The organism is Micromonospora sp. DSM 45708 (assembly GCF_039566955.1).
In the GTDB taxonomy this organism is placed as follows: Bacteria; Actinomycetota; Actinomycetes; order Mycobacteriales; family Micromonosporaceae; genus Micromonospora.
The window spans coordinates 4,996,086-5,023,042 of record NZ_CP154796.1; the positions used below are offsets into that span (position 1 = coordinate 4,996,086).

25 protein-coding genes are annotated in these 26,957 nt (G+C 73.7%); 8 read left to right on the plus strand and 17 right to left on the minus strand.

Annotation, left to right across the window (positions count from 1 at the left end; translation table 11 throughout):
- Position 1: 1 nt before the first annotated feature.
- From VKK44_RS21215 to VKK44_RS21235, 5 genes are all read right to left on the minus strand, one after another.
- Positions 2 to 1,249 carry a M50 family metallopeptidase gene (locus VKK44_RS21215; RefSeq protein WP_343442928.1) on the minus strand — a complete coding sequence of 416 codons (1,248 nt, stop codon included), beginning with the start codon at positions 1,247 to 1,249 and terminating at the stop codon, positions 2 to 4.
- On the minus strand, positions 1,246 to 2,460 hold the full coding sequence (gene dxr / locus VKK44_RS21220) for a 1-deoxy-D-xylulose-5-phosphate reductoisomerase (RefSeq protein WP_343442930.1): 1,215 nt from the start codon (positions 2,458 to 2,460) through the stop codon (positions 1,246 to 1,248). The genes VKK44_RS21215 and dxr overlap by 4 nt, the downstream gene beginning before the upstream one ends.
- Before the next feature lie 360 nt (positions 2,461 to 2,820).
- The gene (locus VKK44_RS21225) at positions 2,821 to 2,949 is read right to left on the minus strand and encodes a hypothetical protein (RefSeq protein ID WP_343442931.1); all 129 of its coding nucleotides are present in this window, start codon (positions 2,947 to 2,949) and stop codon (positions 2,821 to 2,823) included.
- Complete coding sequence (locus VKK44_RS21230; protein ID WP_343442933.1) at positions 2,946 to 4,175, minus strand: PP2C family protein-serine/threonine phosphatase; 1,230 nt, start codon at positions 4,173 to 4,175, stop codon at positions 2,946 to 2,948. The genes VKK44_RS21225 and VKK44_RS21230 overlap by 4 nt, the downstream gene beginning before the upstream one ends.
- 86 nt (positions 4,176 to 4,261) lie before the next feature.
- Positions 4,262 to 4,807: a GNAT family N-acetyltransferase gene (locus VKK44_RS21235; RefSeq protein ID WP_343442934.1), complete on the minus strand. Its 546-nt coding sequence runs from the start codon at positions 4,805 to 4,807 to the stop codon at positions 4,262 to 4,264.
- A 51-nt stretch (positions 4,808 to 4,858) separates the two neighbouring features.
- Here VKK44_RS21235 and VKK44_RS21240 point away from each other — a divergent pair, with 51 nt between their 5' ends.
- The gene (locus tag VKK44_RS21240) at positions 4,859 to 5,701 is read left to right on the plus strand and encodes a YhjD/YihY/BrkB family envelope integrity protein (protein ID WP_343442935.1); all 843 of its coding nucleotides are present in this window, start codon (positions 4,859 to 4,861) and stop codon (positions 5,699 to 5,701) included.
- Positions 5,702 to 5,707: 6 nt separating this feature from the next.
- On the opposite strand, the gene VKK44_RS21245 is transcribed toward VKK44_RS21240, so the two are convergent.
- On the minus strand, positions 5,708 to 6,874 hold the full coding sequence (locus VKK44_RS21245) for an alkaline phosphatase PhoX (RefSeq protein WP_343442936.1): 1,167 nt from the start codon (positions 6,872 to 6,874) through the stop codon (positions 5,708 to 5,710).
- 90 nt (positions 6,875 to 6,964) lie between these two features.
- Positions 6,965 to 7,384 (minus strand): 50S ribosomal protein L7/L12, encoded by a 420-nt coding sequence (locus VKK44_RS21250; protein WP_343442937.1) that lies wholly within the window; start codon positions 7,382 to 7,384, stop codon positions 6,965 to 6,967.
- 68 nt (positions 7,385 to 7,452) lie between these two features.
- On the opposite strand from VKK44_RS21250, the gene VKK44_RS21255 reads away from it, so the two are divergent.
- Entirely contained in the window at positions 7,453 to 9,051 is a 1,599-nt protein-coding gene (locus VKK44_RS21255; RefSeq protein WP_343442938.1) for a phytoene desaturase family protein, read from the plus strand.
- Positions 9,052 to 9,103: 52 nt separating this feature from the next.
- On the opposite strand, the gene VKK44_RS21260 is transcribed toward VKK44_RS21255, so the two are convergent.
- The gene (locus VKK44_RS21260; RefSeq protein ID WP_343442940.1) at positions 9,104 to 10,678 is read right to left on the minus strand and encodes a Rieske 2Fe-2S domain-containing protein; all 1,575 of its coding nucleotides are present in this window, start codon (positions 10,676 to 10,678) and stop codon (positions 9,104 to 9,106) included.
- Positions 10,679 to 10,935: 257 nt separating this feature from the next.
- On the opposite strand from VKK44_RS21260, the gene VKK44_RS21265 reads away from it, so the two are divergent.
- Positions 10,936 to 11,160 (plus strand): DUF2631 domain-containing protein, encoded by a 225-nt coding sequence (locus tag VKK44_RS21265; RefSeq protein ID WP_107155975.1) that lies wholly within the window; start codon positions 10,936 to 10,938, stop codon positions 11,158 to 11,160.
- Between the two features lie 69 nt (positions 11,161 to 11,229).
- Here VKK44_RS21265 and VKK44_RS21270 read toward each other — a convergent pair whose 3' ends face one another.
- The 8 genes from VKK44_RS21270 to VKK44_RS21305 all read right to left on the minus strand — a co-directional run bounded on the left by VKK44_RS21270 (position 11,230) and on the right by VKK44_RS21305 (position 20,228).
- Entirely contained in the window at positions 11,230 to 12,420 is a 1,191-nt protein-coding gene (locus VKK44_RS21270) for a DivIVA domain-containing protein (RefSeq protein ID WP_343442942.1), read from the minus strand.
- A gap of 22 nt (positions 12,421 to 12,442) precedes the next feature.
- Positions 12,443 to 13,588 carry a 23S rRNA (adenine(2503)-C(2))-methyltransferase RlmN gene (rlmN, locus tag VKK44_RS21275; protein WP_343442943.1) on the minus strand — a complete coding sequence of 382 codons (1,146 nt, stop codon included), beginning with the start codon at positions 13,586 to 13,588 and terminating at the stop codon, positions 12,443 to 12,445.
- A gap of 104 nt (positions 13,589 to 13,692) precedes the next feature.
- Positions 13,693 to 15,024, minus strand: coding sequence for a phosphatidate cytidylyltransferase (locus VKK44_RS21280; RefSeq protein WP_343442944.1), 1,332 nt, complete (start codon positions 15,022 to 15,024; stop codon positions 13,693 to 13,695).
- A gap of 260 nt (positions 15,025 to 15,284) precedes the next feature.
- Positions 15,285 to 15,842, minus strand: coding sequence for a ribosome recycling factor (gene frr / locus VKK44_RS21285; protein WP_343442946.1), 558 nt, complete (start codon positions 15,840 to 15,842; stop codon positions 15,285 to 15,287).
- An 83-nt stretch (positions 15,843 to 15,925) separates the two neighbouring features.
- A complete protein-coding gene (gene pyrH / locus VKK44_RS21290; RefSeq protein ID WP_036345766.1) occupies positions 15,926 to 16,693 on the minus strand; it encodes a UMP kinase in 768 nt (255 codons plus the stop codon).
- A gap of 154 nt (positions 16,694 to 16,847) precedes the next feature.
- Positions 16,848 to 17,675, minus strand: a complete 828-nt coding sequence (gene tsf, locus VKK44_RS21295; protein ID WP_343442948.1) for a translation elongation factor Ts — start codon at positions 17,673 to 17,675, stop codon at positions 16,848 to 16,850.
- A gap of 141 nt (positions 17,676 to 17,816) precedes the next feature.
- A complete protein-coding gene (gene rpsB / locus VKK44_RS21300; RefSeq protein ID WP_343442950.1) occupies positions 17,817 to 18,695 on the minus strand; it encodes a 30S ribosomal protein S2 in 879 nt (292 codons plus the stop codon).
- A 375-nt stretch (positions 18,696 to 19,070) separates the two neighbouring features.
- Positions 19,071 to 20,228, minus strand: coding sequence for a hypothetical protein (locus VKK44_RS21305; protein ID WP_343442952.1), 1,158 nt, complete (start codon positions 20,226 to 20,228; stop codon positions 19,071 to 19,073).
- A 554-nt stretch (positions 20,229 to 20,782) separates the two neighbouring features.
- Between VKK44_RS21305 and VKK44_RS21310 the strand changes: the two genes are divergently transcribed.
- From VKK44_RS21310 to VKK44_RS21330, 5 genes are all read left to right on the plus strand, one after another.
- The gene (locus tag VKK44_RS21310) at positions 20,783 to 21,142 is read left to right on the plus strand and encodes a YraN family protein (RefSeq protein WP_343442953.1); all 360 of its coding nucleotides are present in this window, start codon (positions 20,783 to 20,785) and stop codon (positions 21,140 to 21,142) included.
- Between the two features lies 1 nt (position 21,143).
- Positions 21,144 to 22,664 carry a YifB family Mg chelatase-like AAA ATPase gene (locus VKK44_RS21315; protein WP_343442954.1) on the plus strand — a complete coding sequence of 507 codons (1,521 nt, stop codon included), beginning with the start codon at positions 21,144 to 21,146 and terminating at the stop codon, positions 22,662 to 22,664.
- Positions 22,661 to 23,869, plus strand: coding sequence for a DNA-processing protein DprA (locus VKK44_RS21320; RefSeq protein ID WP_343442956.1), 1,209 nt, complete (start codon positions 22,661 to 22,663; stop codon positions 23,867 to 23,869). Before VKK44_RS21315 ends, VKK44_RS21320 begins: the two co-directional genes overlap by 4 nt.
- 141 nt (positions 23,870 to 24,010) lie before the next feature.
- A complete protein-coding gene (locus VKK44_RS21325) occupies positions 24,011 to 25,123 on the plus strand; it encodes a tyrosine recombinase XerC (protein WP_343442958.1) in 1,113 nt (370 codons plus the stop codon).
- A 43-nt stretch (positions 25,124 to 25,166) separates the two neighbouring features.
- A complete protein-coding gene (locus VKK44_RS21330; protein ID WP_343442960.1) occupies positions 25,167 to 26,348 on the plus strand; it encodes an aminotransferase class V-fold PLP-dependent enzyme in 1,182 nt (393 codons plus the stop codon).
- Here the strand turns inward: VKK44_RS21330 and VKK44_RS21335 are convergent.
- On the minus strand, positions 26,282 to 26,950 hold the full coding sequence (locus VKK44_RS21335; protein ID WP_458351551.1) for a murein hydrolase activator EnvC family protein: 669 nt from the start codon (positions 26,948 to 26,950) through the stop codon (positions 26,282 to 26,284). The genes VKK44_RS21330 and VKK44_RS21335 overlap by 67 nt on opposite strands.
- Between the last annotated feature and the right edge of the window lie 7 nt (positions 26,951 to 26,957).

The window sequence follows — 26,957 nt, forward strand, 5'->3', positions numbered from 1 at the left end:
CTCACCTTGAGAAGAGCGTGATCGGGTTGACCACGTCCGCGGTGACGGTCAGCAGCGTGAACACGCCACCCACCAGGATCACCGCGTACGTGAGGGGCATGAGCTTCAGGTAGTCGACGCGGCCCGGGTCGGTGCGACCGATCCGGGCGTAGAGCCAGGACCGGGCCCGCTCGAACCAGGCGATGGCGATGTGGCCGCCGTCCAACGGGAGCAGCGGCAGCAGGTTGAACACGCCGATGAAGAAGTTCAGCGACACGAAGAGCATGAAGAACACCAGCCAGGCATTGTTCTCCACCGCCTCGCCGCCGAGCCGGCTGGCGCCGACCACGCTGATCGGCGTGTCCACGTCGCGCTCCGCGCCGGTGATCGCGTTCCACAGCGCCGGCACCTTCTGCGGGATGCGCTGCATGGCGTGGAAGGTCTGCACCGCCATGTTGCCGGTGAAGTCCGCGGTGGCGCCGAACGCGGCGACCGGGCCGTACTCCACCCGGGTCGGGGTGCTGGGCCGCAGCGCGACGCCCATCGCGGAGACCGCCGAGGTGGCGCCCTTCGGGTCGTTCAGCGGCGGGCGCTGCACCGAGGCCAGGTCGACCGTGGCGGTGGCCGGAGTGCCGTCGCGCAGGTAGGAGACGGTGGCCGGGCCGGGCGTCGTGCCGCGGACCACGTCGAGCATGTCGCCCCAGGTGGAGACCGGCCGCCCGTTCACGGCGGTGATCCGGTCGCCGTCGGCGAGCTGGGCCTTGCCGGCCGGGCTGGCCGGGTCGCCGGCCTGGCAGGCGCGGGGGGCGTTCTCCACCACGACGCACGGGGCGAGCGCGATCACCGCCGGCTCGGCCCGGAAGCCGGCCTCGGTGGTGGGGAACTTCGGGTTCGGCAGGCCGGCGGAAACCGCGATGATCCAGAGCGCGACCAACGCGATGGCGAAGTGCATCGCGGAGCCGGCGGACATCACGATCGTCCGCTTCCACACCGGGTAACGCCACATGGCGCGCTTCTCGTCCCCGGGCTCGACGTCGTCGTCCTGGGGGGTCATGCCGACGATCTTGCAGAAGCCGCCGAGCGGGATGCCCTTGACGCCGTACTCCGTCTCGCCCCGCCTGAACGACCAGAGTGTCGGCCCGAAGCCGACGAAGTAGCGGGTGACCTTCATCCCGAACGCCTTGGCGGTCAGCATGTGCCCCGCCTCGTGCAGGCTCACCGAGATGAGGATCGCCAGGGCGAACAGCACCACCCCGAGCAGATAGCTCATCGAGCTCCTTCCACCGACCCGACGATGATCTCCTGGGCGTGCGCCCGTGCCCACGACTCGGCGGCGAGCACGTCCTCGACGGTACCTGGTTCGTCGAAGTCGGGAGCGTCCTCCAGCACCCGCCGGAGGGTGTCGACGATGCCGAGGAACGGCAGCCGCCCCGCCACGAACGCGGCCACGCACTCCTCGTTGGCCGCGTTGTAGATAGCCGGCCGGCACCGTCCGGCCTCGCCGGCCGCCTTGGCCAGCGCCACGGCCGGGAACGCGGCGTCGTCGAGCGGGGCGAACTCCCAGGTGTGCGCCGTGGTCCAGTCGACCGCGGCGGCGGCGTCGGGCACCCGGTCCGGCCAGCCGATGCCCAGCGCGATGGGCAGCCGCATGTCCGGCGGGCTGGCCTGGGCGAGCGTGGAGCCGTCGACGAACTCGACCATCGAGTGGATCACCGACTGCGGGTGGACCATCACCTCGATGTCGGCGTACGGCACGTCGAACAGCTCGTGCGCCTCGATGACCTCCAGCGCCTTGTTGACCATGGTGGCGGAGTTGATCGTGACGACCGGGCCCATGTTCCAGGTCGGATGGGCCAGCGCCTGCTCCGGTGTGACGTCGGTCAACTCGTCGCGCCGCCGGCCCCGGAACGGCCCGCCGCTGGCGGTGACCACCAGCCGGCGCACCTCGCCCCGGGCGCCGCCGCGCAGACACTGCGCCAGCGCCGAGTGCTCGGAGTCGACCGGGACGATCTGCCCCGGCCGCGTCACCGCGGCCTTGACCAGCGGGCCGCCGGCCACCAGCGACTCCTTGTTGGCCAGCGCGAGGGTACGCCCGGCGCGCAGCGCGGCCAGCGTCGGCGGCAGGCCCAGCGAGCCGACCACCCCGTTGAGCACGACGTCGCACGGCCACTGCGCCAACTCGGTCATCGCGTCCGGCCCGGCCACGATCTTGGGCAGCTTGAAGTCGCCGGAAGCCCAGCCGCGCCGGCTCGCCTCGGCGTAGAACGCGAGCTGGAGATCCTGCGCGGCGGACGCCCGCGCCACCCCGACCGCCGCCACGCCCAGCTCCAGCGCCTGCGCGGCGAGCAGCTCCACGTTGCCGCCGCCGGCGCCGAGCGCGACCACCCGGAACCGGTCCGGGTTGCGCCGGACGAGGTCGATGGCCTGGGTGCCGATGGAGCCGGTCGAGCCGAGCAGCACGAGGTCTCGCGGAGTGGTCACCCGCCCATTGTTCCCCAGCGCGTCACAGGGCCCGTCCCGGCGTCCCCTCCTGGCTTGATCCACTCCACTTCCCCGAGGTGGCGCCCTCCGCGCCCTTCCGACACCACCACCCCGGCGAGCCGGTGTGGATCATGGCCACTCGGACCGCTCCGGCGCCCCGTCGTCGAGCAGGTCGGCCGGATCGACGCCCAACTCGAACGGCTGCCGCATCACGAAGGGGGTCCCGGCCCTCGCGGCGGGCGAACGGGCGGTATTCGCCGTCGACCATCTCGTAGAGGGCGAGCGCCGGCACCCGGTTGCGCAGATCGACCCGGAGGAAGTACGGCACGCCGGCGGCAGCGTACTCCCGTGGCCGGTCGATCACGCCGAACGGGCGATCGCGCCGAGCAGCAGAACGGCCGTGACGTCAGCGGCCTGGAAACCGCCCGCCGGACTCCGCAGCACAACCAGGCCCGGAATGAACAAGTCATCGCCGGACACCAGGTTCACCGACCGGTACGCCCACCGGCCGACGCGGTGAAGTGGTCCAGGTGCCCCCACGGCAGGTGCGGCGGCTGCCACTCCAGGATCAGCGCGGTGGCGTCGTCGTCGAGCTGGTCCTGCTGGTACGCGAGAACGGCCCGCACCAGGCGGCGCATCGTCTCCGGGCTGGGCAGCGCGTCGTTGAGGGCACGCTCGACGAAGTCGACCAGCCGGTCCCGCCCGAACCGCTCCCCGTCGTCGCTGCGCGCGTCGGTGATGCCGTCGGTGTAGGCGAGGATGCGGTCGCCCGGGTGCAGCGCCTCCTCGTGCGCCCGCGGGCGCTTCCCCGACAGGTGGCCCAGGCCGAGCGGCAGGGCGGTCGGGCCGGGCAGTGTCCGGATGGCCCTGCCGTCGCGCAGCAGCAGGGCGCCGGGGTGGCCCGCGTTGATGATCCGCAGGCGGCCGGTCCGCCGGTCGAGCTCGGCGAGCAGCGCGGTGGCGAAGTAGTTCGGGTGCTCGGAGCGCACCCACCTGTCGATGCTGATCGCCGTGTCGACCAGGTCGAGACCGGTGCGGCGGGCGTTGCGGTACGCGCTGACCACGAGCGAGGCCAACGCGCTCGCCTTGATGCCGTGCCCACAGGTGTCGAAGAGCCCGACGCTGAGCACGTCGCCGTTGAGCGCGTAGTCGAAGATGTCCCCGCCGACGTCGTAACACGGTTCGAGGATCGCGGTGATCACCAGGTCGTCGGTGGCGAAGGTCAGCGGCGGCAGCAGCCCCCAGACGATCTCGGCGGCGACCTGCATCGGCAGGCGGCGGCGCAGCCGTTCGACGACGTCGCCGTAGAGGCGGCGGTTCACCAGGAGCTGGGCGACGTTGACCGCGAGCTCCCAGACCGACCGGTCCGACGCCGGGTCGCCGGCGGTCGGAGACACGACCTCCAGCACCCCCAGCCGTTCGCAGCCCAGCAGCAGGGGCACCCAGAGCCGATCCGGACCGTCGGGCGCGCGCTGCACCTCAAGGCTGGTGAACGCCCGGCCGGCCAGGGTCGTCTCGATCATCAGCTCGTCCCGGGCCAGGCCGGCGCCGAGCAGCGGGACGAGGGACGACTGCGTGTAGTCGGCCAGGTAGATCACGATCTCGCTGGCGCCGACGGCCGGCGCGGCCCGGCTCACCAGCAGCGACAACTCGTCCGGCCCGCCACGGGGCGCATGGAGTTGCAGCCAACGCGCCGCATCGCCGCCGTCGACCACACCGCACCTCCCCGTGTCCCCACCACCGTAGGAGCCCGACGGCGAACTGCCAACGTACGGGCACCTGGGGAGACGAGGAACTCCGGCTAGGCGGGGCGGTCCAGGACGAACGTCTCCAACTCCGCGCCGCCGTACCAGTCGGTGCGGACGCCGACGTGGGTCATGCCGAGCCGCCGGGCCACCGCCATCGACGGATCGTTGCCGGCCATCACCACCGCGTACACCCGACCGGTCCCGGTGGCGAACTCCCGCTCCAGCACCGCCCGGGCCGCCTCGGTGGCGTAGCCGTGACCCTGGGCGTCGGGGTGCAGGTGCCAGCCGACCTCGATGTCGTCGGTCGGGGTGACACCGTCGCGGCCGGGCAGCGGCTTGAGCAGGACGCTGCCGGCCGCGCCGCCCGTCGCGCGCGGTTCGATCGCCCACAGCCCCCAGCGACCGGCGTACGGCGCGTTGCGCTCGCGCCAGGAGCGCACCCGGTCCAACGCGTCGCCCGGCCGGGTCATCCGCCCCTTGCCGCCACCCAGCCACCGCATCACCTCCTCGCGGGAGTAGATGTCGTAGACCCGGGCCAGGTCGTCGGGTGACTCGGTCCAGTCCCGGACCACGAGCCGCTCGGTCGAGGCGATCATCATGACGCCGGATCGTAATGCGTGGCCGGCGACCACACGGGGAACGAGGGGGCGATGGGCGACGGCTGGCAACGCACGAAGCGGATCACCTCGGCGGCGTTCCGGCCGGTCCGTGGCCGGGATCTCTCGCTGCACGCCGCCGCGATCACGTTCTACGGCGCGATCGCCGTGGTGCCGGTGGCCCTGCTGGCGATCTGGCTCACCGGCCTGCTCGCCGGCGCCGACCGGGTGCGTCGGCTGACCTCGTACGCGATCGAGACACTGCCCACCGAGATCGGCGCGCACCGGGCGGTGGCCGCGCTCGTCGAGGCCGGGTTGGGGCTGACCCCGCTGCTGGCGCTCGCCTCGCTGCTGCCGGCCTCGCTCTACGGCGAAGGGCTGCGCCGGGCGTTCGTCTCGGTCGCCGAGCCACGCGCCGAGTCCGGCGCGCTCGTCGGCTGGCGTGGCCGGCTGCTGCTGCTGCCGCTGCTCGCGCCCGCCCCGGCCCTGCTGCTGTCGATCCTGCTGGCGCTGCCGCTCACCACCCGGCTGGTCCGCCAGGGCGGCTGGATCGGCGCGCTCGGCGTGGTGCTGTCCTTCCTGGCGGTGTGGCTGGTGCTCACACCGGTGCTGGTGTGGGTGTTCCGGGTGGTCGGTCCGGCCTCCCCGGACTGGCTCGCCACACTCGGCATGGGCTCGTTCACCGCCGCGAACCTCTCCGGTTTCCTGCACGGTTTCGTGCTGTTCTGCTCGCTGCCGCTGAACCTGGGCGTGCCGTTCGGCGGCTTCGACGAGATCGGCGGTGGCGTGGCGGTGCTGCTCTGGCTCTACCTGTTCCACGTGATCGTGCTGGCCGGCTACTCGGCCACGCTGGCGTTGAGCCGGTGGCGGGCCGCCCGGGAGGCGGCCCGCGCCTGACCCCGGTCAGCGCCGGAACGGGCCGCGCACCTCGTACGTGATGCCGCCGCTGCCGACCTTCGCGCCGCTGACGCCGCGCTGCGAGGAGAAGTAGAGCCGGCTGCCGTCCGGCGCGAACGCCGGACCGGTGAGCTCCGACTTCGGCTGCCCGAGCAGCCGCGCGAACGGCGTCACCACGCCGGCCGGCGTGATCATGTTGATCTCCATGTCGCCGCCGTCCTCGGCCACGTAGAGGTCACCGCCCGCGGTGCCGGTGATGTTGTCCACCCCGGTCAGCGGTGCCGCGCCGGCCTCCACCAGCGAGTCGTCGTACGCGAGGTCGAGCCGCTGCCCCACCGCGTCGTACGCCCACACCCGGTTGTCGCCCTTCGTGGTGAACCAGCAGGTGTCGTCCGCGTACCAGCAGCCCTCCCCGCCGTGGAACGACTGCGCGGCGCGCACCTGGAAGCGGGTGGGTACCGGAAAGCCGTCCCGGTCCGGCAGGTCCTGCCAGGTGACCGGCCCGGTCACCTGGCCGTCCCGGGCGCAGAGCACCTGGAGCCGGCCGGTACGCAGGTCGCCCCAGGTGTCCGGGACGAAGCGGTAGAAGCAGCCGTCCGGCTCGTCCTCGGTCAGGTAGACCACCTGCCGGACCGGGTCGCAGGCCGCCGCCTCGTGCGTGAAGCGGCCCATCCGGGTCCGTTCCTCGGCGGCCCGGCCGCCGTCCGGCCACGTCTCGAACACCCGGCCCAGCGGCACCTCCTCGCAGGAGAGCCAGGTGCCCCACGGGGTGGAACCGCCGGCGCAGTTGTTGTTGGTGCCACCGAGGATCCGGTACGCGGCGACGATCGCGCCGTCGGCGGCGAACCGCACCGCCGAGGCGCCGCCGACCAGCGGCACCTCCGAGTTGGAGACGTAGTACCAGCCGTCGCCGGTCGGGAAGCAGGCGCCGCCGTCCGGCGCCGGGTGCCAGACGTACGAGGTGCCGGCGACCCGCTGGCCGGAGCGGGCGACCACCCGACTGGTGAAACCGGCCGGCAACTGGAGGCCGTTGGCGTCGGCGGCCAGCAGCTCGCCGTAGGGGCCGGGGCCGGGCTGGGCGGGCGCGGCCGGGGCGGCGGCGGCCCAGAGACTGCCCGCGAAGGCGGTGCCGCCCGCGACGGTGACGGCGCGCAGGACGGTACGACGATCCATCGGATGACCTCCCGGAGACGAGGCTCTCGGCCGACGGTAGGCCCCGGGCGGCATCGACCGCTGCCACTGCCCGGTGAACGCGGGGTGACGTCAGAGCCGATCCACGTACCGTTTCGCCTCGGCCAGCGACCAGTTCGTGTGCTCCCGTACCAGCTTGACCGCGTGGATCTTCTTCCCGGCGCGCACCAGCCGGGTCGCCTCGGCGCGCACCCCGCCGTCCGGGTCGACCGGGCCGCCGGGTCGGGCCGGCAGCGTGCCACCCGCCCGCAACGCGTCCACTGCCTGCTTCGCCTCCAGCAGCGGCAGCCCGGTCTGCTGGCGGAGCAGCTTGACCGCCTCGACCGTGCGCCCCTCCCGGACCAGCCGGAGCACCTCGCCCTGCCCGCCGGCAGCGGCCGGGCCCGGAGCGACCAGGTCCCGCGGCCGGCCGGCGGCCCGCCGGAGCGCGAACACGAGCACGAGCAGGACGACGAGCACGGCCAGGAGCGCGAACTGGACAGCGGCGGGCATGCCGGCCACGGTAGCGCCCGGCCGCGAACCCTCCCGCCGGGGACTGCCCGGCAGTAGGCTCCGTTCCCATGAATGACGGGACTGAGCTGCCGGCACGCGCCGACGTCGTCGTGGTCGGCTCCGGGCACAACGGCCTGGTCTCGGCGATCCTGCTGGCCCGCGCCGGCCTCGACGTGCTGGTGCTGGAGGCCGCCGAGGTGATCGGCGGCGCCACCCGCACCGAGAACCCGTTCCCGAAGGTGCCCGGCCTGCGCCACTCCACCGGGTCGTACCTGCTCGGGCTGATGCCGCCGGAGCTGCTCGCCACGCTCGACGTGACCATCCCGGTGCTGCGCCGCGACCCGCACTACTTCCTGCCCACGCCCGGCGGCCCCGGCTCGCCGTACCTCCTCTTCGGCAGCGACACGGCGGCCACCCGGCGGCAGCTCACCGAGATGTTCTCGCCGGCGGACGTGGCGGCCGACGACGCGCTCCAGGCCGAGCTGGCCCAGCTCCGCGACGACCTGGCGCCGGCGTGGCTGGCCGAGCCGCTGCCGGTCGACGAGACCGCCGAACGCTACGTCCGGCCGGCCCTGCGACAGGTCTTCGTCGACCTGGTCCGCGGCTCGGTCGCCGACCACCTGGCCCGCTTCGACTTCCGCTCCGAGCTGCTGGTCAGCATGTACGCGGTGACCGACGGCCTGTCCGGGCTCAACGCCGGCCCGGACGACCCGGGCACCGGGCACAACTTCCTGGTGCACAACATGTGTCGGCTGCCCGGCGCGGACGGCACCTGGATGATCGCCGAGGGCGGCATGGGCACCGTGTCGCGCACGTTCGCCGAGGCGGCCCGGCGCGCGGGCGCCCGCGTCGTCACCGGCGCCCCGGTCACCGCCATCACGCTGGACTCCGGTGCCGCGTCGGGCGTGGTGCTGGCCGACGGTCGGCAGGTCGGCGCGTCCGTGGCGCTCGGGGCGTGCGACCCGTACCGGCTGATGGAGCTGTTGCCCGACGGCGCGCTCCCGGCGGAGCTGGGCGCGCGGATGGCGGCGGTCCGCCGGCCCGGCACCACGCTCAAGCTCAACCTGGCGCTCACCGGGCTGCCGCGCTTCTCCTGCCTGCCGGCCGACGCGCCGAGCCCGTTCGGCTCGACCATCCACCTGCTCCCCGGCTCCGACTCGCTGGTCGGAGCCGGTGGCGAGTCGCCGATGGCCGCGCTGCGCGGCATGTGGGCCGACGTGCGGGCCGGGCGGCTGCCGGACGAGCCGACCATCGAGTGGTACCTGCACACCACCGTCGACCCGTCGCTGCAAGACCCCGCCGGGCACCACTCGTCGGCGCTGTTCGTCCAGTCGGTCCCCTACGAGCTGGCCGGCACCACCTGGGACGCGGCGCTGCCCGGGTACGTCGAGCGGCTGATCGCGATCTGCGAGCGGTACGCCCCGGGCACCGCCGACCTGATCGCGGACGCGGTGCCGCTGCCCCCGCCCGGCATCGAGGCCCACTTCGGCATCACCGGCGGGCACATCCACCACGTCGACAACACCGTCTCGTTCACCGACCGGATGCCGTACGCCACCGGCGTGGACGGCGTCTACGCGGGCAGCGCCGGCTGTCACCCGGCGGGCAGCGTGATCGGCGCCGCCGGCCACAACGCCGCCCGGCGCATCCTCGCCGACCTGACGTAAGCAGGGCCCCCTACTCACGCCTGCGGTAGAGGAGGGCGCCCCGCTTGACGCCTCACGGCGTCGCGGCGGCCTCCGGCGTCTCCTCCTCGGCCCGGTGGGCGCGGATCTTGTGCCCGACGCTGGTCAGGCAACGACCGCTGGCGAGGTCGAACTTCCACCCGTGGAGCTGGCAGGTGAGCTGGTCACCGTCCACGATGCCGAACCGGCTCAGGTCCGCCTTCAGGTGCGGGCAGCGCCGCTGCACCACCCAGCCGTCGAGCGTGATGTCCTCGGCGTCGACGGCGCGCTCGTGCTCGTCGTACCAGCCTTCGGCGTACTGGAGGCGCTCGGTGGAGAGGCACTTGAAGAACGCGTAGACGAACTCGTTGTACTGGCCGATCCGGGCCGCCGAGAACCGGCAGGAGAGGAAGAGCGAGTTGACCCAGTCGACCTCGCCGATGTGGAACAGGTGCTCGATCAGCGCCCGCTCGGTGCGGAACCGGTAGCGGACCTTCTCGTCCGCGTACGGCCGGACCTCCTTGCCCGGGAAGTCGACCACGATCGACTCGACGTCGGTCCCGTCGTAGCTCACCAGGTCGAAGCGGACCGGGCCGCCGACGCCCTTGGCCAGGTAGATCGACTCGTCCAGCAGCGGCTCGATCCGGCGCTTCATCTCGGCCAGCACGTCGATCTCCGGGTGCCGCCAGGACGCCTTCTCGGCCTCGATGACGCCGCGCTTGCGCTCCCGCATCTCCTCCAGGTGGGCGACCTTGTTCGCGAAGAACTCCTCCACCGGCACCGGGTGGGTGGTGGTCGCGCCCTCGGTGGTGATCTCGGTGACGCTGCCCGGCAGCAGCACGATGCCGTTGTCGCCGCCGACCTTCGCGTACTCGGCCAGGAAGACCGACTGGTCGGGGAAGATGTTGCCCTCGTCGCCGAAGATGTCGTTGAACTGCCACAGCTCGTCGTCGAGGAAGCAGGGCGGGCCGGCGATCGGGAAGACGTGGTCGGCCTTCAGGTCGTCGATGTAGCGCCAGGTGCGGTCGAACTGCCGGTCCCGCTTCTGCTTGCCGAACGCGGTCTTCGCCGACTGCGGCAGCTCGTAGACCATCGGGTACCAGATCGCGCCGGAGAACTGGAGCATGTGCGCGTGCACGTGGCCCAGCTCGGCGAACACGGTCAGGTCGGTGGGGCGGGCGTCGTTCTGGTTGAGCAGCCGGACGCCGTCGTACTCGACCCAGAGCGACGAGTCGCCGATCGGGCCGTCGGTCGGGCTGGTCAACGCCTGGATCATGATCTTCAGGCCGCCGGGCAGCTCCACGACCTGCTCGTTCGGGGCCTTCAGGAACTTCGTGAAGCCCAACTCCCGCAGCTCGTCCTCCATCTCGGAGGTCGGGTACTCGGGCAGCAGGACGGTGGCGTCCTTCGACACGAAGTCCCGCAGGTGCTTCGCGTCGAAGTGGTCCCGGTGCAGGTGCGACACGTACAGGTAGTCGGTCTGGCCCAGCGTCGCCCAGTCGAGCTGGGAGTTGTCCGGGAAGGGGAACCAGGAGGCGAAGTAGGCGGGATTGACCCACGGGTCGCACAGGATGCTGCCCGCGGGCGTGTCGATCCGCATGCTGGCGTGGCCCGTACCGGTCACTCGCACCGTAGTCCCCCTCAAAAAGGCATCAGGCGTACGTCAAGACGCTACCGGAGACAGTGTGGTCGCCGTCCCGCGACGCCCACAGTGCCGGCCGGCCCCCGCGGAACAGGTCCAACGGCCCGGGCCGATCCGACCGTCGTCGCGCCGGCCGCCGGTCGCCCGCCCGGGTCGTCCGGCCCCGTCCGGTCGGACCCTGCGCCGGGCCCGGCACGCGGCGTGCCAGACTAACCGGAGATCCGATCGCGAGGGAAGGACCGACAGTGGCAGGAGACGAGCCGGTAACCGCGCCAGACCAGCACAGGCCCGGGCACCGCAGGTCCGGACGGATCGGGGCGGTGGTGTCGGCCGTGGCCCTGGTGTTGATGGCGCTCTGCGGCACCGAGGAGGGCCGGGTGGAGCACATCTGGCTGTTCGGGATCGCCGCGCTGCTGCTCGCCATCGTCATCGGCGACGCCGTGCTGCGCCGCAACGGCCTGCGGTCCTGACGCCCGGCGCCAGCGGTACGCGGAAGGGCCCGTCCCCTCGGGGGCGGGCCCTTCGTCGTCGGGTGCGGCTCAGCGACCGAGCAGGATGTCCTGGACGTCCTTGAGCGCGGCGTCGACCTCCGCCTCGAAGTAGCCGCCGGGCACCAGCCCGAAGCGCAGCGTGTCGAGTTCCTTCGGGTTCACCGGCATCGCGTTGCGCCCCTGCATGCCGCCGAGCAGCGTGTCGAAGAACCGGTCGACCTGGTCCGGGTCGTATCCGCTGCCGAACCGCCGGACCTGGAAGCCGCGCCGGATCTGGTCGACGCGATGCAGGTCGCTGCCGGGCGGGCCGGCCATCGGCGGTCCCACCATCGGCGGCCCGCCGGCGGGCGGGCCGACCAGCGGCGGGCCCGTCATCGAGGGGCCGCCGCCGTAGCCCTGGTCCGGCGGGCCGTAGCCCGGATCCGGCGGACCGTAGCCCGGCTGCGGCAACGCCGGCGGGCCGGCCGGGCCACGCCCGCGCAGCTCACGCAGGTCCCGCTCGGGCATCCGGATCTCCGCGGTCATGTCGGCCCGACCGTGCCGGCCGGCCTCGAAGCCGTCGAAGCGGTCACTCGGGCCGCCGTACCCACCCGGGCCGCTGTCCTGGCCGTAACCACCGGGGCCGGCGTCCTGGCCGTATCCGCCGGGACCGGCGTCCTGGCCGTATCCGCCGGGACCGGGCGGCAGGCTGCGCGGCGGCGGTCCGCCGTGCCCGATCGGGGCGCCCGGCCCGGGGCCCATCGGGCCGGGACCGGCCGGGCCGCGCGGCGCGTCGTAACCGCCGCGCGGGCCGTCGTACCCACCGGCGAACGCGCCGGTCGGCTCGTCGTAGCGGTTGCCGTAGCGGTCGACCGGCGGGCCGGCCTGGGCCGGCATCTGCCGGGGCGGCATCGGCGGCTGCGGCACCGGGGACAGGCCACGGTCGTCGCGCATCGGCGGGCCCCCGGGCCGGTCGGCCATCCGGGGATCGCCACCCCGCCCGCCGGGGACGCCGGCGCGCTCCTCCAGCTCGGCGAGCTGCCGCTCGACCCGGTCGAGGTGCAGGTCGACCTGCCACTCGTCGTAGCCGTTGAAGCGGACCCGGAAGACGACGTCGTGGACCTCCTGGGACGCGACGGGCGCACCGACCGGCTGGCCGTCGAGGGTCGCCTCGACCCGGTCCAGGAAGGCGTCGACCTCGTCGACCTTGTATCCCCGGCGGAGCGCCTTTCGCCGGAAACGCTGACCCTGACTCGCCACTATGTCTCCTGGTCTCGTACCGCTACGCCGTTGCCGCGCGGGGGTCGCTGTCGGTGTCCTCGGCGGCGGCGAGCTGCCCACACGCACCGTCGATCTCGCGCCCCCGGGTGTCCCGCACCGTGGTGGACACGCCGGCGTCGCGCAACCGCCTGACGAACTCCCGCTCGACCGGCTTCGGGCTGGCGTCCCAGCGGCTGCCCGAAGTCGGGTTGAGCGGGATCAGGTTCACGTGGGCCAACTTGCCCGCCAGTAGCCGCCCGAGCAGGTCGGCCCGCCACGGCTGGTCGTTCACGTCCTTGATCATCGCGTACTCGATGGACACGCGACGCCCCGTCGTGGCCACGTAGTCCCACGCCGCGTCCAGCACCTCGGACACCTTCCAGCGCTGGTTGACCGGGACGAGTTCGTCGCGCAGCTCATCATCGGGCGCGTGCAGCGACAACGCAAGGGTCACGGAGAGGTCTTCGCTGGCCAGTCGGCGGATGGCCGGCACCAGACCGACCGTGGAGACGGTGATGTGCCGCTGGGACAGGCCGAGCCCTTCCGGGGCCGGCGCGACCAGCCGGCGGATCGCCGCCACCACCCGCGCGTAGTTGGCCAACGGCTCGCCCATGCCCATGAACACCACGTGCGACAGCCGCGGCGGCGAGCCGGCCACCGCCCCGGAGGCGGCCACGCCGGCCAGGTAGACGGCCTGGTCCACGATCTCCGCGGTGGAGAGGTTGCGGGTCAGCCCGGCCTGGCCGGTGGCGCAGAACGGGCAGGCCATGCCGCAGCCGGCCTGGCTGGAGATGCAGACGGTGACCCGGTCCGGGTAACCCATCAGCACGCTCTCCACCAGCGAGCCGTCGTGCAGCCGCCAGAGCGCCTTGCGGGTGGCGCCGTCGTCGCACGCCAGCTCGCGGACCGGGGTGAGCAGGGTGGGCAGCAGCGTGCCGGCCAGCCGCTCCCGGGTCGCCGCCGGCAGGTCGGTCATCCGCTCCGGGTCACGGACCAGGCGGCCGAAGTAGTGGTTCGACACCTGCTTGGCGCGGAACGCCGGCTCGCCCAGCTCGGTGACGAGCGCCTGCCGGCCCGGCAGGTCGAGGTCGGCGAGGTGGCGGGGAGGCATCGCGGGTCGACGGCCGCGGCCGTCGGGGTCTACGGAGATCAGCGGAAGGCTCGTCATGGCGCGTCCAGTCTGACACGCGCCGAGCCGGGCGCACCGGTCCACCGGCGCCGAACCGCCCCCGACCGGCCGGTCGGGGGCGTGACGACGACGTGATCCATCCCTCAGCCCACCACCGGCACGAACACCGCCAGCAGCAGGTACGCCGTCGGCACCGCGAAGAGGATCGAGTCGAGCCGGTCCATCAGGCCGCCGTGGCCGGGCAGCAGGTTGCTCATGTCCTTGACGCCCAGATCACGCTTGATCATCGACTCGGCGAGGTCACCGAGCACCGCCGCGCAGGAGATCGCCATCCCGAACAGCGCGCCCCACCACGGAGCCACGTCGAACAGCAGCCACAGCAGCAGCGCGCTGCCCACAGCGGCGGCGGTGACCGAGCCGGCGAAGCCCTCCCACGACTTCTTCGGGCTGATCTTCGGGGCCATCGGACGCTTGCCGAAGGCCACCCCGGCGGCGTAACCACCGGTGTCGGAGAGCACCACCCCCACCAGCGTGACCAGCACCCGCAGGTGACCGTCGTCGGGCGCGGCGGCGAGCAGGGCCGCGAAGCCGGCGAGGAACGGCACGTAGACCGCGATCAGCGTGGCCGCGGTCAGGTCACGCTGGTAGTTGCCGGGACCGTCACCGAGCCGCCAGATCATCGTGCCCAGCACGGTGACCAGCAGCCCGAGGCAGAGCGCGTCCGGGCCGGCGAACCAGGCCAGCCCGACCATGATCACGCCACCGGCGACCAGCGGCACCAGCGGCGGGTGGGCGCCGCTGCGGCGGACCGCCCGTGCCATCTCCCAACTGCCGATCGCCACCGCGGCGGCGAGCACGGCCAGGAACGCCGGCAGGAAGAAGAAGAGCGGCACCACGATCGCCGCGCCGAGGGCCACCCCGACGCCGATCGCCGCCGGCAGGTTGCGGCCGGCCCGGGACGCCGGCGGCGCGGTGGTCGGGGGACGGTCCGCGCTCGCCCGCCGACGCCCCTTCGACCGGCGGCCGGCCGACGGTCCGGGCGCGGGCTCGTCACGTACCGCGAGGTCGTCACGGAGCGCGAGGTCGTCACGGAGGGCGAGGTCGTCACGGAGGGCGAGGTCGTCACGGAGGGCGAGGTCGTCACGGACCGGGGCGATCTGCGCGGTCGGGTAGTCGTCGTCCGGCCGGTCGCCGCCCCGCGGACCGCGGTCGCCGGGCCCCGGCTCGTCCCACCGGCCGCGCGGCGCGGCCGGGGATCCGTCGGACGGCCACGGCGCGTCGTGGTGCCGCTGCTCCACCGGGTACGGGTCGGTGACCGGCCCGGCGTAGGCCTCCGCCTCGGGGTAGGCGTCCGGGCCGGGGCCGGGACGCCGCCACGGGCCGGGCTCCAGGTCGGTCTCCGGCCAGGGCAGGGCGGGGGCCGAGCGCTCCCAGCCGCGCGGCTCGGTGCTGCCGTAGGGGTCGGGGTGGGACATCACGCACCGGCAGACGGTACGAAAGCCACCACATGACGCAAGACCAAAACCATCCCCTACCGGCGTGAGACTTCCTGTTGACCGACCGACGACCGGACGATCCCCGCCGTTCACCCGGTGGTGGTCGCCGAATCGTGCCGAGCCTACTGCAACCGCCCGGCGTCGAGGGTGGACGCCACCGGGCACGACGACGGCACCGGGCCGCCGCCCGGGGTGCCGGGCGGCGGCGGCGCGGTGCCGTGACGGAGTGGGCGGGCCGCTCAGACCTCGAGCAGCTCGCTCTCCTTGTGCTTGATCATTTCATCCACCGTGGCGACGAAGCGCTGGGTCAGGTCGTCCAGGTCCTTCTCCGCGCGCCGGCCCTCGTCCTCGCCGACCTCGCCGTCCTTGACCAGGCGGTCCAGCTCTTCCTTGCCCTTGCGGCGGATGTTACGGACGGCGACCTTCGCCTCCTCGCCCTTCTGCCGGGCGACCTTGATCATCTCGCGTCGCCGCTCCTCGGTCATCTGCGGGAGCACGATGCGCAGCTGGTTGCCCTCGTTGTTCGGGTTCACCCCGAGATCCGAGTCGCGGATCGCCTTCTCCATCGCATTGGTCTGCGAGGTGTCGTACGGCTTGATGATCACCATGCGCGGCTCGGGCACCGCGATGGACGCCATCTGCGGCAGCGGGGTCGGGCTGCCGTAGTAGTCGATGACGATCCGGGCGAACATGGCGGCGTTGGCGCGACCGGTGCGGATCCCGCCGAATTCCTCCCTGGCGTGCTCGATGGCACGCTCCATCTTTTCCTCCGCCTCGAGGAGGGTGTCGTCGATCACCGGTCTCCTCGCCTCCTTCTGTCGCTCGTCGTGGGCTGTGCTGGGGCTGTGGCAGAGGACCGCTGCCGGTCCGGGTGGGCCGGTCAGGCGGTGATCAGCGTGCCGATCTTCTCACCGCCGACGGCGCGGACGATCGTGTCGTCACCCTGGGCGCCGAAGACCAGCATCGGCAGGCCGTTCTCCATGCAGAGGCTGAACGCGGCGGCGTCGGCGACCCGCAGGTTGCGGCGCAGCACCTCGGAGAAGGTGATCGAGTCGAGCTTGCTCGCCGTCGGATCGATCCGGGGGTCGGCGGTGTAGACCGCGTCCACGCCGTTCTTGCTCATCAGCACCACGTCCGCGCGGATCTCCAGCGCGCGCTGGGCGGCCACCGTGTCGGTGGAGAAGTACGGCATCCCGGCGCCGGCGCCGAAGATCACCACCCGGCCCTTCTCCAGGTGCCGGATCGCGCGCAGCGGGATGTACGGCTCGGCGACCTGGGCCATGGTGATGGCGCTCTGCACCCGGGTCTCGATGCCCTCCTTCTCCAGGAAGTCCTGGAGCGCGAGGCAGTTCATCACCGTGCCCAGCATGCCCATGTAGTCGGCGCGGGCGCGGTCCATGCCGCGCTTCTGCAGCTCGGCGCCGCGGAAGAAGTTGCCGCCGCCGACCACCACGGAGACCTGCACGCCGCGGCGGACCACGGTGGCGATCTGCCGGGCGATGCCCTGCACCACGTCCGGGTCGACGCCGATCGCGCCGCCGCCGAAGACCTCGCCGGAGAGCTTCAGCACCACCCGACGGGACCGGCCGGGCGGAGGGGCGGTCGGGTCATCCGCCGCCAGGCTCCGGTCACTCACAACCTGCGTCATCCGCCCCGCCCCTTCTCCCCGCGCACCGCGCGAGCGTCGCGTACCTGCCCTTGCCGACCCTATGTGACGAGGAGGCCGCGGTGCCTGTCGCGTACACCGGCGGCCTCCTCGTCCACGTTTCTCGCGGCCCGGGCCCACGGCCCGGTGCGGCGGCTCAGGCCTGGCCGACCTCGAACCGCACGAAGCGGGTCACCTCGATGCCGGCCTCGGCCAGCACCTGCTTGACGGTCTTCTTGTTGTCGGCGACCGCGGCCTGCTCCAGCAGGACGAAGTCCTTGAAGAAGGCGTTCACCCGGCCCTCGACGATCTTCGGCAGCGCCGCCGCGGGCTTGTTCTCCTCGCGGGCGGTCTGCTCGGCGATGCGCCGCTCGGACTCGACCGTCTCGGCGGGCACCTCGTCGCGGGTGAGGTACTTCGGCCGCATCGCGGCGATCTGCATCGCGACGCCGCGGGCGTCCGCGTCGCCCGCCTCGTCGGTCTTGCCGGAGAACTGCACCAGCACGCCGACCGCCGGGGGCAGGTCCTGGCTCTTGCGGTGCAGGTAGACCGCGGTGGTGCCGTCGAGCTTGGCGAAGCGGTTCAGCACCAGCTTCTCGCCGATCTTGGCGGACTGCTCCTGGATCAGGTCGGCCACGCTCTTGCCGTCGATGGTGCTGGCGAGCAGCTCCTCGGCGTTGGTGGCGTCACTGGTCACGCCGTGCTCGACCAACTGCTGGGCCAGCGCGATGAAGGCGTCGTTCTTGGCGACGAAGTCGGTCTCGCAGTTGAGTTCGAGCAGCGCCTGGCCGGAGTGGGCGATGAGACCGTTGGCGGCGGTGCGACCGGCCCGCTTGCCCACGTCCTTCGCGCCCTTGACGCGCAGGATCTCGACGGCCTTGTCGAAGTCGCCCTCGGCCTCGGTCAGCGCCTTCTTGGAGTCCATCATGCCGGCGCCGGTGAGGTCCCGGAGCTTCTTGACGTCCGCGGCGGTGAAGTTGGACATGACTCTCTCTTCGGTGTCGGTGACTACTGCGGTGAGATGGTCTGGCTGCCGGTTACCCGGAACCGGGCCGGTGTCGCCCGGTGTGTCCGCCGCGCCCCGCCGGCCGGCCGAAAGTCGGCCGGCGGGGACGCGACGGTGCGATCACTCCGCGGCGGCGGTCGCCGGCTGCTCGGCAGCGGCCGGGGCCGGCTGCTCGGTGGCGGCGGCGGGCGCCGGCTGCTCGTCGGCCTTCTTCGGCTCCTCGAGCAGCTCGCGCTCCCACTCGGCCAGCGGCTCGTCGGCGCCGACCTGGCCCGCCTCGGGCTTCTCGTCGCCGCCCCGGCCACGGCCGGAACGCGCGATCAGACCGTCGGCGACGGCCGCGGCGACGACCTTGGTCAGCAGCTCGGCCGAGCGGATGGCGTCGTCGTTACCCGGGATCGGGAAGTCGACCTCGTCCGGGTCGCAGTTGGTGTCCAGCACGGCGATCACCGGGATGCCCAGCTTGCGGGCCTCGTCGACGGCGATGTGCTCCTTCTTGGTGTCGACGATCCAGACCGCGGCCGGAAGCTTCTGCATGTCCCGCAGGCCACCGAGGGTCTTGGTGAGCTTGATCTTCTCGCGGGAGAGCTGGAGGGTTTCCTTCTTGGTGTAACCGGCGGCGGTGCCGCTCAGGTCACCCAGGGCCTCGAGCTCCTTCATCCGCTGGAGCCGCTTGTACACGGTCTGGAAGTTGGTCAGCATGCCACCGAGCCAGCGGTGGTTGACGTACGGCTGGCCGACCCGGGTCGCCTGCTCGGCGATGGCCTCCTGGGCCTGCTTCTTGGTGCCGACGAACAGGATGTGACCGCCGCCCGCGACGGTGGTGCGGATGAACGCGTACGCCTTCTCGATGTAGTCGAGGGTCTGGCGCAGGTCGATGATGTAGATACCGTTGCGCTCGGTGAAGATGAAGCGCTTCATCTTCGGGTTCCAGCGCCGGGTCTGGTGCCCGAAGTGCACACCGCTCTCCAGCAGCTGACGCATGGTCACGACGGCCATGGTGGGTACTCCTACTTTGTCCCTGGTTGTCCGTCCGGCCGGCGACCGGACGCCTGGCGCCCGGTCGCCGGCCAGGATGGGCCCGGACGAAGGACCGGGACCAGGGAGGCCGTCGCTCCACGGAGGGACCGTGGAGAGGGCACGCGAGGTCGACCGCGCGAGGCGGTCGCCAGTTCACGAGTGTACGCGCCTTCTCCGCCCCCCGGCCCCGGGGTGCGCGGTCGCCCTTGATCCACTCCTGAGCCGCCGCCGGTCCGGCTCGGCCCCACCTGGGCCTTCCGGGCCCGGCTTGATCCACCCCACGTCGCCGAGGTGGCGGCATCACCGCGGCGGGGATACCGCCCCCTCGGCGTACCGGTGGGGATCAGGCGGCGGTCAGCGGGCCGCGAGCGCGGCGGCGACGAAGAGCACCAGACCCACGGTCAGGTACGCGGTCGGCGGGCGGAGCCAGCCGCGGCTGCCGTCGGCCAGCGCCAGCCCGCCGGTGCGCAGGCCGTACAGACCGGCACCGAAGATCGGCAACCCGACCACCAGGAACGTGCCCACCACGACGTGCGAGGTGGAGACCGGGTCACCCACCAGCCCGTGCAGCAGCACCCGCAACGCGGGCACCTCAAGCACCAGCACGAGCGCCGCCAGCAGCACCGCCAACGCCGGACGCCGGGTCCGGTAGACGCCGTCACCGGGCGGCGGCCCGTCCGACCGGGGCACGACCGCCGGCATCGGGCCGGTCGGCATCTCCAGCGGGTGCACCGGCGCCGTCGGCTCGGTCGGGGCGGTCGGGCGCTCACCGATGGTCAGCGAGGTGGCCGCACCCGGACTCGACCGGCCGCCCACCGAGATCTGCGTCCCGCCGGCGGTGGCGGGCTCGGCCGACCGGCCGGCGTCCACGATCGGGTAACCGCCGAGCGGGCCGGGTCGGGCCGGGTCGGCACCCCCGGCGGAGGCGTCCGCGCCGAAACTCCCGTACGACGCGGAACGGGCCGGATCGGCGCTCCCAGCCGGGGTGTCCGCGCCGAAACCGCCGTACGAGGCGGAACGGGCCGCGTCGCCGCCCCCGGCCGGGTCGTCCGCGCCGAAACCGCCGTACGAGGCGGGACGGGCCGCGTCGGCGCTCCCGGCGAGGGCGTCGGTGCCGCGCGACCCGAGCGGGTCCGACGCGCCGCGCGACGCGGTGCCGAGCGCGTCGACGCCGCTGCGCGACACCGCGCCGAGCCGGTCGTCCCCGTGCCCGGCCGCCGCCTCGCGGGCCGCGCGTCGGCCGGCCCGCCCCGGCAGTTCGCCGGAGACCTCCGGGTCGTCCGGTCGCTGTGACCGCCAACCACTCGTATCGTCGACGAGCGGATCGGCGGCGGAGTACCGACCCGGGTCCGCGTACCGACCCTCGCCCGCCCGCTGCTCCGGGGCGCGGTAGTCGTCGTCGCGGTAGCGCGGCTCGCCCGCGGCACGCCAGTCCGACTCGTACCCGCGGTCGCCCCACCGCGGTTCCTGCTGATCCTCGGGATAGCTCCGTCGTCCGTCCACGACGGGCACGGTATGCGACCGGCACCAGCCACGCCATTCGGGCTGGTGGGGCTATCAGCCCAGCTCACCGCGAACATCACAGGTCGCCAACCCGGCACCCGCAGTGATGACACGGGCACTGGTCGATCGGTGCACGCTCAACCGTCGTTTCTCGTGCCGCCCCGCCGCCCGCCAAGCGACCCCGCACCAGCCGCAACCACGCACCCAAGCAGTAAGCCAGCCGGACCAAGGTCCGACGGGCTCAAAACCGCTCTACAGGATCGAGCGAGCCCGGCTACGCCGGACGCACGCGCTACAGCCGTACCGGCCCCGCGCGCACGCACCTAAGCAACAAGATCGCCCAGACCTCGGCAGCCGCTCAACCCACCACGCAGGCCCAGTCGACGCCGGAATGCTCGACACCCGGAGAGCGCAGCCTGTCTCGCCGTCTGACCGGCCACTCCTGCGCCGGTCCGTAGCACATCGGATCGGTGATCGTGTGTCTGTCCACAAGTGGATGTCTATCCACAACCTCGCCTCGCGCGCTGCCCGCCACCGCGTCCGACGGTCGCATCCTGACCGGCATGACGAACCGGAACCAGGCCGTCGGCGCCTACGGCGAACGGTGCGCGCTGCGGCACCTGATCGAGACCGGGCTGCGCCCGATCGTCCGCAACTGGCGCTGCCCCGACGGGGAGATCGACATCATCGCCTGGGAAGGCCCGGTCCTCGCCTTCTGCGAGGTGAAGACGCGGCGCACCGAGCGGTACGGCTCCCCCGCCGAGGCCGTGGTGCGCACCAAGGCGCGTCGGCTGCGCGGGCTGGCCGCCCGCTGGCTCGCCGAGACCGGCACCACCGCCGACGAGGTCCGTTTCGACGTGCTCTCGGTCCGGTTGCCGGCCACCGGCCACGCCCGGGTGGAACACCTCCGGGGCGCGTTCTGACATGGGCTACGCCAAGGTTCTCAGCGTCGGCCTGGCCGGCGTGTCCGGGCAGGTGGTCGAGGTGGAGGCCGACCTCGCGCCCGGCCTGCCGGCGGTGCTCATCTCCGGCCTGCCGGACACCGCACTGCACGAGGCCCGCGACCGGGTTCGCGCCGCCATCGTCAACTCCGGCCAGAAGTGGCCCAACCGGAGGATCACGCTCAACCTGCTCCCCGCCACCCTGCCCAAGTACGGTTCCGCGTTCGACCTGGCCATCGCCGTGGCCGTGCTCGCCGGCTCCGGCGAACTACCGCCGGTCGCCCTGGAGGCCACCGTCGTCCTCGGCGAACTCGGCCTCGACGGCGCGGTCCGCCCGGTCCGGGGCGCCCTGCCCATGGTCGCCGCCGCCGCCCGGGCCGGCTGCCCGCGCGTCGTGGTGCCCGCCGGCAACGCCGCGGAGGCCGCCGTCATCCCCGGCGTACGGGTGTACGGGGTCGACACGCTGCACCGGCTCGTCGCGCACGTCCGCGACGGTGCGCCGCTGCTCGCCCCACCGCAGCCGGCGCCGGCCGGCGCGCCCACCGGCCCCGACCTCAGCGACGTCGCCGGGCAGCCCCTCGGTCGGCGGGCACTCGAGATCGCCGCCGCGGGCGGCCACCACCTCGCCCTGCTCGGCCCGCCCGGGGCCGGCAAGACCATGCTCGCCGAGCGGCTGCCGTCGATCCTGCCGGAGCTGGACGACGAGGCCGCCCTGGAGGTGACGGCGCTGTACTCGATCGCCGGCCTCCTGCCGCCCGGTGGCGGGCTGCTGCGTCGCCCACCGTTCCAGGCGCCGCACCACACCACCACGGTGCCCGCGCTGGTCGGCGGCGGCTCCGGGCTGGCCCGGCCCGGTGCCGTGTCGCTGGCCCACCGGGGCGTGCTCTTCCTCGACGAGGCCCCGGAGTTCAGCAAGGGCGCGCTGGAGGCGTTGCGTCAGCCGCTGGAGAGCGGGCGGGTCCGGGTCGCCCGCACCCGGGGCGCCACCGAGTATCCGGCCCGTTCCCAACTGGTGCTGGCCGCGAACCCCTGCCCCTGCGCGAAGCCGTCCGGCGACGTCGACTGCGAGTGTGCCCCGCAGTCCCGGCGACGGTACCTCGGCCGGCTGTCGGGGCCGCTGCTCGACCGGGTCGACGTGCAGGTGCAACTGATGCCGGTACGCGCGGCGGAGTTGATGGAGACGGTGACCGTGAGCGAGTCCTCGTCGACGGTCGCCGCCCGGGTCTCCGCGGCGCGGCGAGCCGCCGCCGACCGTTGGGCCGGCACCGGGCACCGGCTCAACGCCGAGATACCGGGGCCGCACCTCCGCCGTCCGCCGTGGCGGCTACCCGCCGGCGACACCGCTGAGCTACGCGCCCGGTTGGACTCCGGATCGATCTCCGCACGTGGCTTCGATCGTGTCATCCGGATGGCCTGGACCGTCGCCGACCTGGACGGGCGTGCGCGCCCGAACCGGCACGACGTGCTGGAGGCCCTCCAACTCAGGACGGGAGCAGGAGCATGAGCACCGGAGAGGAGCAGCTGCTCGCCCGGCTGGCGTTGACCTGGCTCGCCGAGCCAGGCACCTGGGCCGTGTACCGGCTGGTGGACTCGATCGGCCCGGTCGCCACCCTGGATCTGCTGCTCGACGGCGGCGCACCCGAGGACCGGCTCCGCGCCACCGTGGCGGCCCGCCGTGCCGGCGGTGACGCACGCGGGGTCGCCGCCGACGCGCTGGCCCGCGCGGAACGGCTCGGCGTCCGTGTCATCTGCCCCGAGGACGCCGAGTGGCCGGCTCGACTCGCCGACCTGTGCCTTCTCCGGCTGCCCGGCGCCAGCCGGCGGGTGGACCTGGAAACCGCCCCTCCGATGTGCCTGTGGGTGCGTGGGGCCCGGCGGCTGGACGAGTCCCTGGAGCGTTCCGTGGCCGTGGTCGGCGCCCGGGCCGCGACCTCGTACGGGCTGCACGTGGCGACCGAACTCGGCTACGGTCTCGCCGACCGGGGCTGGGCCGTGGTTTCCGGGGGCGCCTTCGGCGTCGACGCGGCGGCGCACCGGGGCGCGCTCAACGGCGGCGGGGTGACGGTGAGCGTGCTGGCGTGCGGAATCGACCGGCCCTACCCGATGGGCAACGCTGCGCTCTTCGACCGGATCGCCGAGTCCGGGCTGCTGCTCAGCGAATGGCTGCCCGGGGCGGAGCCGCTGCGTCCCCGGTTCCTCGTCCGGAATCGGGTGATCGCCGCCGGCACCCTCGGCACCGTGCTGGTGGAGGCGTCCGCCCGCAGTGGGGCGACCCAGACGACGAGACGGGCGCTCGCCCTCGGGCGCCCGGCCATGGTGGTTCCGGGTCCGGTCACGTCGGCCATGTCCGTCGGCGCCCACGAGATCCTCCGCGAGGAGCCGAGGGCCCGCCTGGTCACCGGCGTCGCACACGTGCTGGAGGAGGTGGGTCGGATCGGCGCGGACCTCGCCCCGCCCGTACGCGGACCGAGCCGGCCCACGGACCAGCTCGACGACGAGGCCACGCTGCTGGTGGAGACGTTCCCGCGCCGCGGCGTGATCGGGGTGGAGGCGCTGGCCGCCCGGGCCGGCGTGGACATCCGGGCGGCCATGCGGAAGCTGTCGGTCCTGGAGGAACTCCACGTCGTGGTGCGCCGTGACGGCGGCTACGCGCTGGCTCCCCAGCCGGCGACCGTCAGGCGGACGGACGCGCGGACCGGAGATGGGTGAGCACGCTCCGCTCCCGGGTCTCCAGTTCCGCGACGAGGGCCCGGGTCGACGGGTCCGCGTCCGTCAGGTGCGGCTCACCCGGTGGCCGTAGGGTGACTCCGACGGCAGGCCCGCCAACGCGGGATCGACGACGAGGTGGGCATGGGCGGACGACGCGGCGGCACCCGCGACCTCCACGCGGCGCTGCCCACCGCCATGCGCGCGGCGGTGGACGACTTCGCCGACCATCTGTCCCGGGTGCGGAACCGCTCCGCGCACACCGTCCGGGCGTACGTCACGGACGTGGTCACGCTGCTGGATCACGCGGTACGGATGGGCTGCACCGACCTGCCCGACGTGGATCTCGCGGTGCTGCGCAGTTGGCTGGCCCGGCAGCGGACCGTGGGGACCGCCCAGACGACGCTGGCCCGCCGGGCCGCCGCCGCCCGGACCTTCAGCACCTGGGCGCACCGGGCCGGCCTGCTCCCCGGCGACGTCGCCGCGCCGCTGGCCAGCCCTCGGGCCCGCCGGGACCTGCCCACCGTCCTGCGCGCCGATCAGGCGGCCGTCCTGATGGACGCCCCCGCGCGGGCCGCCGCCACCGCCGCAGGGGCGGCAGGACCGACGCAGGCAGCGACGCCGACGATCGAGGGCACGGCCGGCGCGAGCGCGGTCACGGTCGGAGCCACGGCGGGCACCGGCACGCGGCTGGACCGGGCCACGAGAATCCCCACCGGTGACGGGGCCGGTGACGGCGGTGAGCCGCCGGAGGCGGTGCTGCTGCGGGACCGGCTGCTGCTCGAAATGCTCTACGGCACCGGAGTGCGGATCAGCGAGGCGTGCGGGCTGGACGTCACGGACGTCGACCAGGCCCGCCGGGTGGTCCGCGTGCTGGGCAAGGGCGGCCGGGAACGGGCGGTGCCGTACGGGGTTCCGGCGCAACGCGCGCTCGACGCGTGGCTCGACACCGGCCGGCCGGCCCTGGTGGCGCCGGGCTCGGGTCGCGCGCTGCTGCTCGGCACCCGGGGCGGGCGGCTGAACCCGACCACCGCCCGACGGATCGTGGCGGGCTGGACCGCCGCGGCCGGCGTGCCGCGGGTGACCCCGCACGGGTTGCGCCACTCGGCCGCCACCCACCTGCTGGAGGGGGGCGCGGACCTGCGCGCCGTCCAGGAGCTGCTCGGGCACTCGTCGCTGGCCAGCACCCAGATCTACACGCACGTCTCGGTCGAGCGGCTGCGGGCGGCCTACCGGCAGGCGCACCCGCGGGCCTGACGGAAGCCGCCGGAGATGATCCACGACGGGCTACCATCGACGAATGACGGTGCCGCAGCCACCCGAGCCGATTCCCGGGGCTCGGCTGCTCTTCTCCCTCGACCCGTCCGTCAGCCACCTCAACCACGGCTCGTTCGGTGCCGTGCCGGTCGTCGTGCAGCGCGCCCAGCAGCGGCTGCGCGACGAGATGGAGGCCAACCCGCTGCGGTTCTTCGCCCAGGGTCTGGTCGACCGGATCACCCACGCCCGGCGGCACCTGGCCACCTTCCTCGGTGCCGACCCGGAGGGCACCGCCCTGGTCGGCAACGCCACCGCCGGCGCGGCCGTGGTGTTGCAGTCGCTCGGGCTGGGCCCCGGCGACGAGGTGTTGACCACCGACCACGGGTACGGGGCGGTCGCCCTGTCGGTGGCCCGGGAGTGCGAGCGGACCGGGGCGGTGTCCCGAACCCTGCCGGTGCCGTTGACGGCGACCGACGAGGAGACCGTCGAGATCGTCCGGGCCGGGCTGCGCCCCGGGCGGACCCGGTTGCTGATCGTCGACCAGCTCACCTCGCCGACCGCCCGGCTGTTCCCGGCGGCGGCGCTCGTCGCGGTGGCGCGGGAGCGGGGCGTGCCGGTGCTGGTGGACGCGGCGCACGCGCCGGGCATGCTGCCGGCCACGGTGGCCTCGGTCGGCGCCGACTTCTGGGTCGGCAACCTGCACAAGTGGGCGTACGCGCCACGCGGCACCGCCGTGCTGGTGGTGGCGGAGCCGTGGCGGGAGCGGATCCAGCCGCTCGTCGTCTCGTGGGAGCAGGGCAGCGGGTTTCCCACCCGGGTCGAGTGGCAGGCCACCGGTGACTACACCGGTTGGCTGGCCGCGCCGGTCGGCCTGTTCACGCTGCGTAGCCTCGGCGTGGACCGGGTGCGCGCGCACAACGCGGCGCTGGCCGCGTACGGGCAACGGGTGGTCGGGGACGCGCTCGGGGTGGCGCCGGAGCGGTTGCCGGCGCCCGGCGGACCGGCGGTCGCCATGCGGCTGGTGCCGTTGCCGCCCGGCGTCGCGACGACGCTGGACGCGGCCCGGGCGCTGCGGGCCCGGATCGCGGACCGGCTGGCGGCCGAGGTGTCGGTGGCCGGCTGGAACGGCCGGGGCTACCTGCGGCTGTGCGGCCAGGTCTACAACACCCCCGAGGAGTACGAACGGCTGGCCGTGCGGCTGCCCACGCTGCTCGCCCAGGGCTGAGCGCCTGGGGCGGCCGGCGTGGCCGGCGTCGGACCGAGGGGCAGCAACCGGACCCGGCCCAGCCCGAGCAGGGCGAGCGGGTCCAGGTAGTCGTTGCCGTGGCGCAGCCCCCAGTGCAGGCAGGCCGCGGCGGCACAGCCGGGGTGCCCGGCGAGCAGCTCGCCGATCGGTGTGCCGGCGTCGATCCGGGCGCCGGCCGCGAGGCGGGAGCGCACCGGTTCGTAGGTGGTGCGCAGCCCGTCACCGTGCCCGACGCTGATCACCGGCCGGCCGGCCACCGCGCCGGCGAAGAGGACCGTGCCCGCTCCGGCGGCGCGCACCTCGGCACCCGGTGCGGCGACGAGGTCCACGCCCCGGTGCCCGGGCAGCCAGGGCCGGGGTGGCGGGTCGAACCGCCGGGCCACCCGGGGTGGGCCCGGCAACGGCCACCGAAAACGTGCCGCCGCACCGATTCCCGGCACCCTGGCCGCCGACACCGGTCGACCGGCCGACGAGGCGGCGCCGGCCGGGGCCGGGCGGAGAGACGGCTCGGCGGACGGGCCCGGCGTGAGGAGCAGCACCAGCAGCACGGCCGAGCCGGCCCGACCGATCGGGGTAGCCATGCCGCGC

Excerpts from the sequence above, each read along its gene's own strand:
- VKK44_RS21280 (WP_343442944.1), bottom strand. The coding sequence starts at position 15,024 with ATGTCCCACCCCGACCCCTACGGCAGCACCGAGCCGCGCGGCTGGGAG.
- VKK44_RS21215 (WP_343442928.1), bottom strand. The coding sequence starts at position 1,249 with ATGAGCTATCTGCTCGGGGTGGTGCTGTTCGCCCTGGCGATCCTCATC.
- VKK44_RS21250 (WP_343442937.1), bottom strand. The coding sequence starts at position 7,384 with ATGCCCGCCGCTGTCCAGTTCGCGCTCCTGGCCGTGCTCGTCGTCCTG.
- VKK44_RS21320 (WP_343442956.1), top strand. The coding sequence starts at position 22,661 with ATGAGCACCGGAGAGGAGCAGCTGCTCGCCCGGCTGGCGTTGACCTGG.
- VKK44_RS21315 (WP_343442954.1), top strand. The coding sequence starts at position 21,144 with ATGGGCTACGCCAAGGTTCTCAGCGTCGGCCTGGCCGGCGTGTCCGGG.
- VKK44_RS21255 (WP_343442938.1), top strand. The coding sequence starts at position 7,453 with ATGAATGACGGGACTGAGCTGCCGGCACGCGCCGACGTCGTCGTGGTC.
- VKK44_RS21310 (WP_343442953.1), top strand. The coding sequence starts at position 20,783 with ATGACGAACCGGAACCAGGCCGTCGGCGCCTACGGCGAACGGTGCGCG.
- VKK44_RS21325 (WP_343442958.1), top strand. The coding sequence starts at position 24,011 with ATGGGCGGACGACGCGGCGGCACCCGCGACCTCCACGCGGCGCTGCCC.
- pyrH (WP_036345766.1), bottom strand. The coding sequence starts at position 16,693 with ATGACGCAGGTTGTGAGTGACCGGAGCCTGGCGGCGGATGACCCGACC.
- VKK44_RS21330 (WP_343442960.1), top strand. The coding sequence starts at position 25,167 with ATGACGGTGCCGCAGCCACCCGAGCCGATTCCCGGGGCTCGGCTGCTC.
- rlmN (WP_343442943.1), bottom strand. The coding sequence starts at position 13,588 with ATGACGAGCCTTCCGCTGATCTCCGTAGACCCCGACGGCCGCGGCCGT.
- VKK44_RS21235 (WP_343442934.1), bottom strand. The coding sequence starts at position 4,807 with ATGATGATCGCCTCGACCGAGCGGCTCGTGGTCCGGGACTGGACCGAG.
- rpsB (WP_343442950.1), bottom strand. The coding sequence starts at position 18,695 with ATGGCCGTCGTGACCATGCGTCAGCTGCTGGAGAGCGGTGTGCACTTC.
- tsf (WP_343442948.1), bottom strand. The coding sequence starts at position 17,675 with ATGTCCAACTTCACCGCCGCGGACGTCAAGAAGCTCCGGGACCTCACC.
- VKK44_RS21335 (WP_458351551.1), bottom strand. The coding sequence starts at position 26,950 with ATGGCTACCCCGATCGGTCGGGCCGGCTCGGCCGTGCTGCTGGTGCTG.
- VKK44_RS21245 (WP_343442936.1), bottom strand. The coding sequence starts at position 6,874 with ATGGATCGTCGTACCGTCCTGCGCGCCGTCACCGTCGCGGGCGGCACC.
- VKK44_RS21240 (WP_343442935.1), top strand. The coding sequence starts at position 4,859 with ATGGGCGACGGCTGGCAACGCACGAAGCGGATCACCTCGGCGGCGTTC.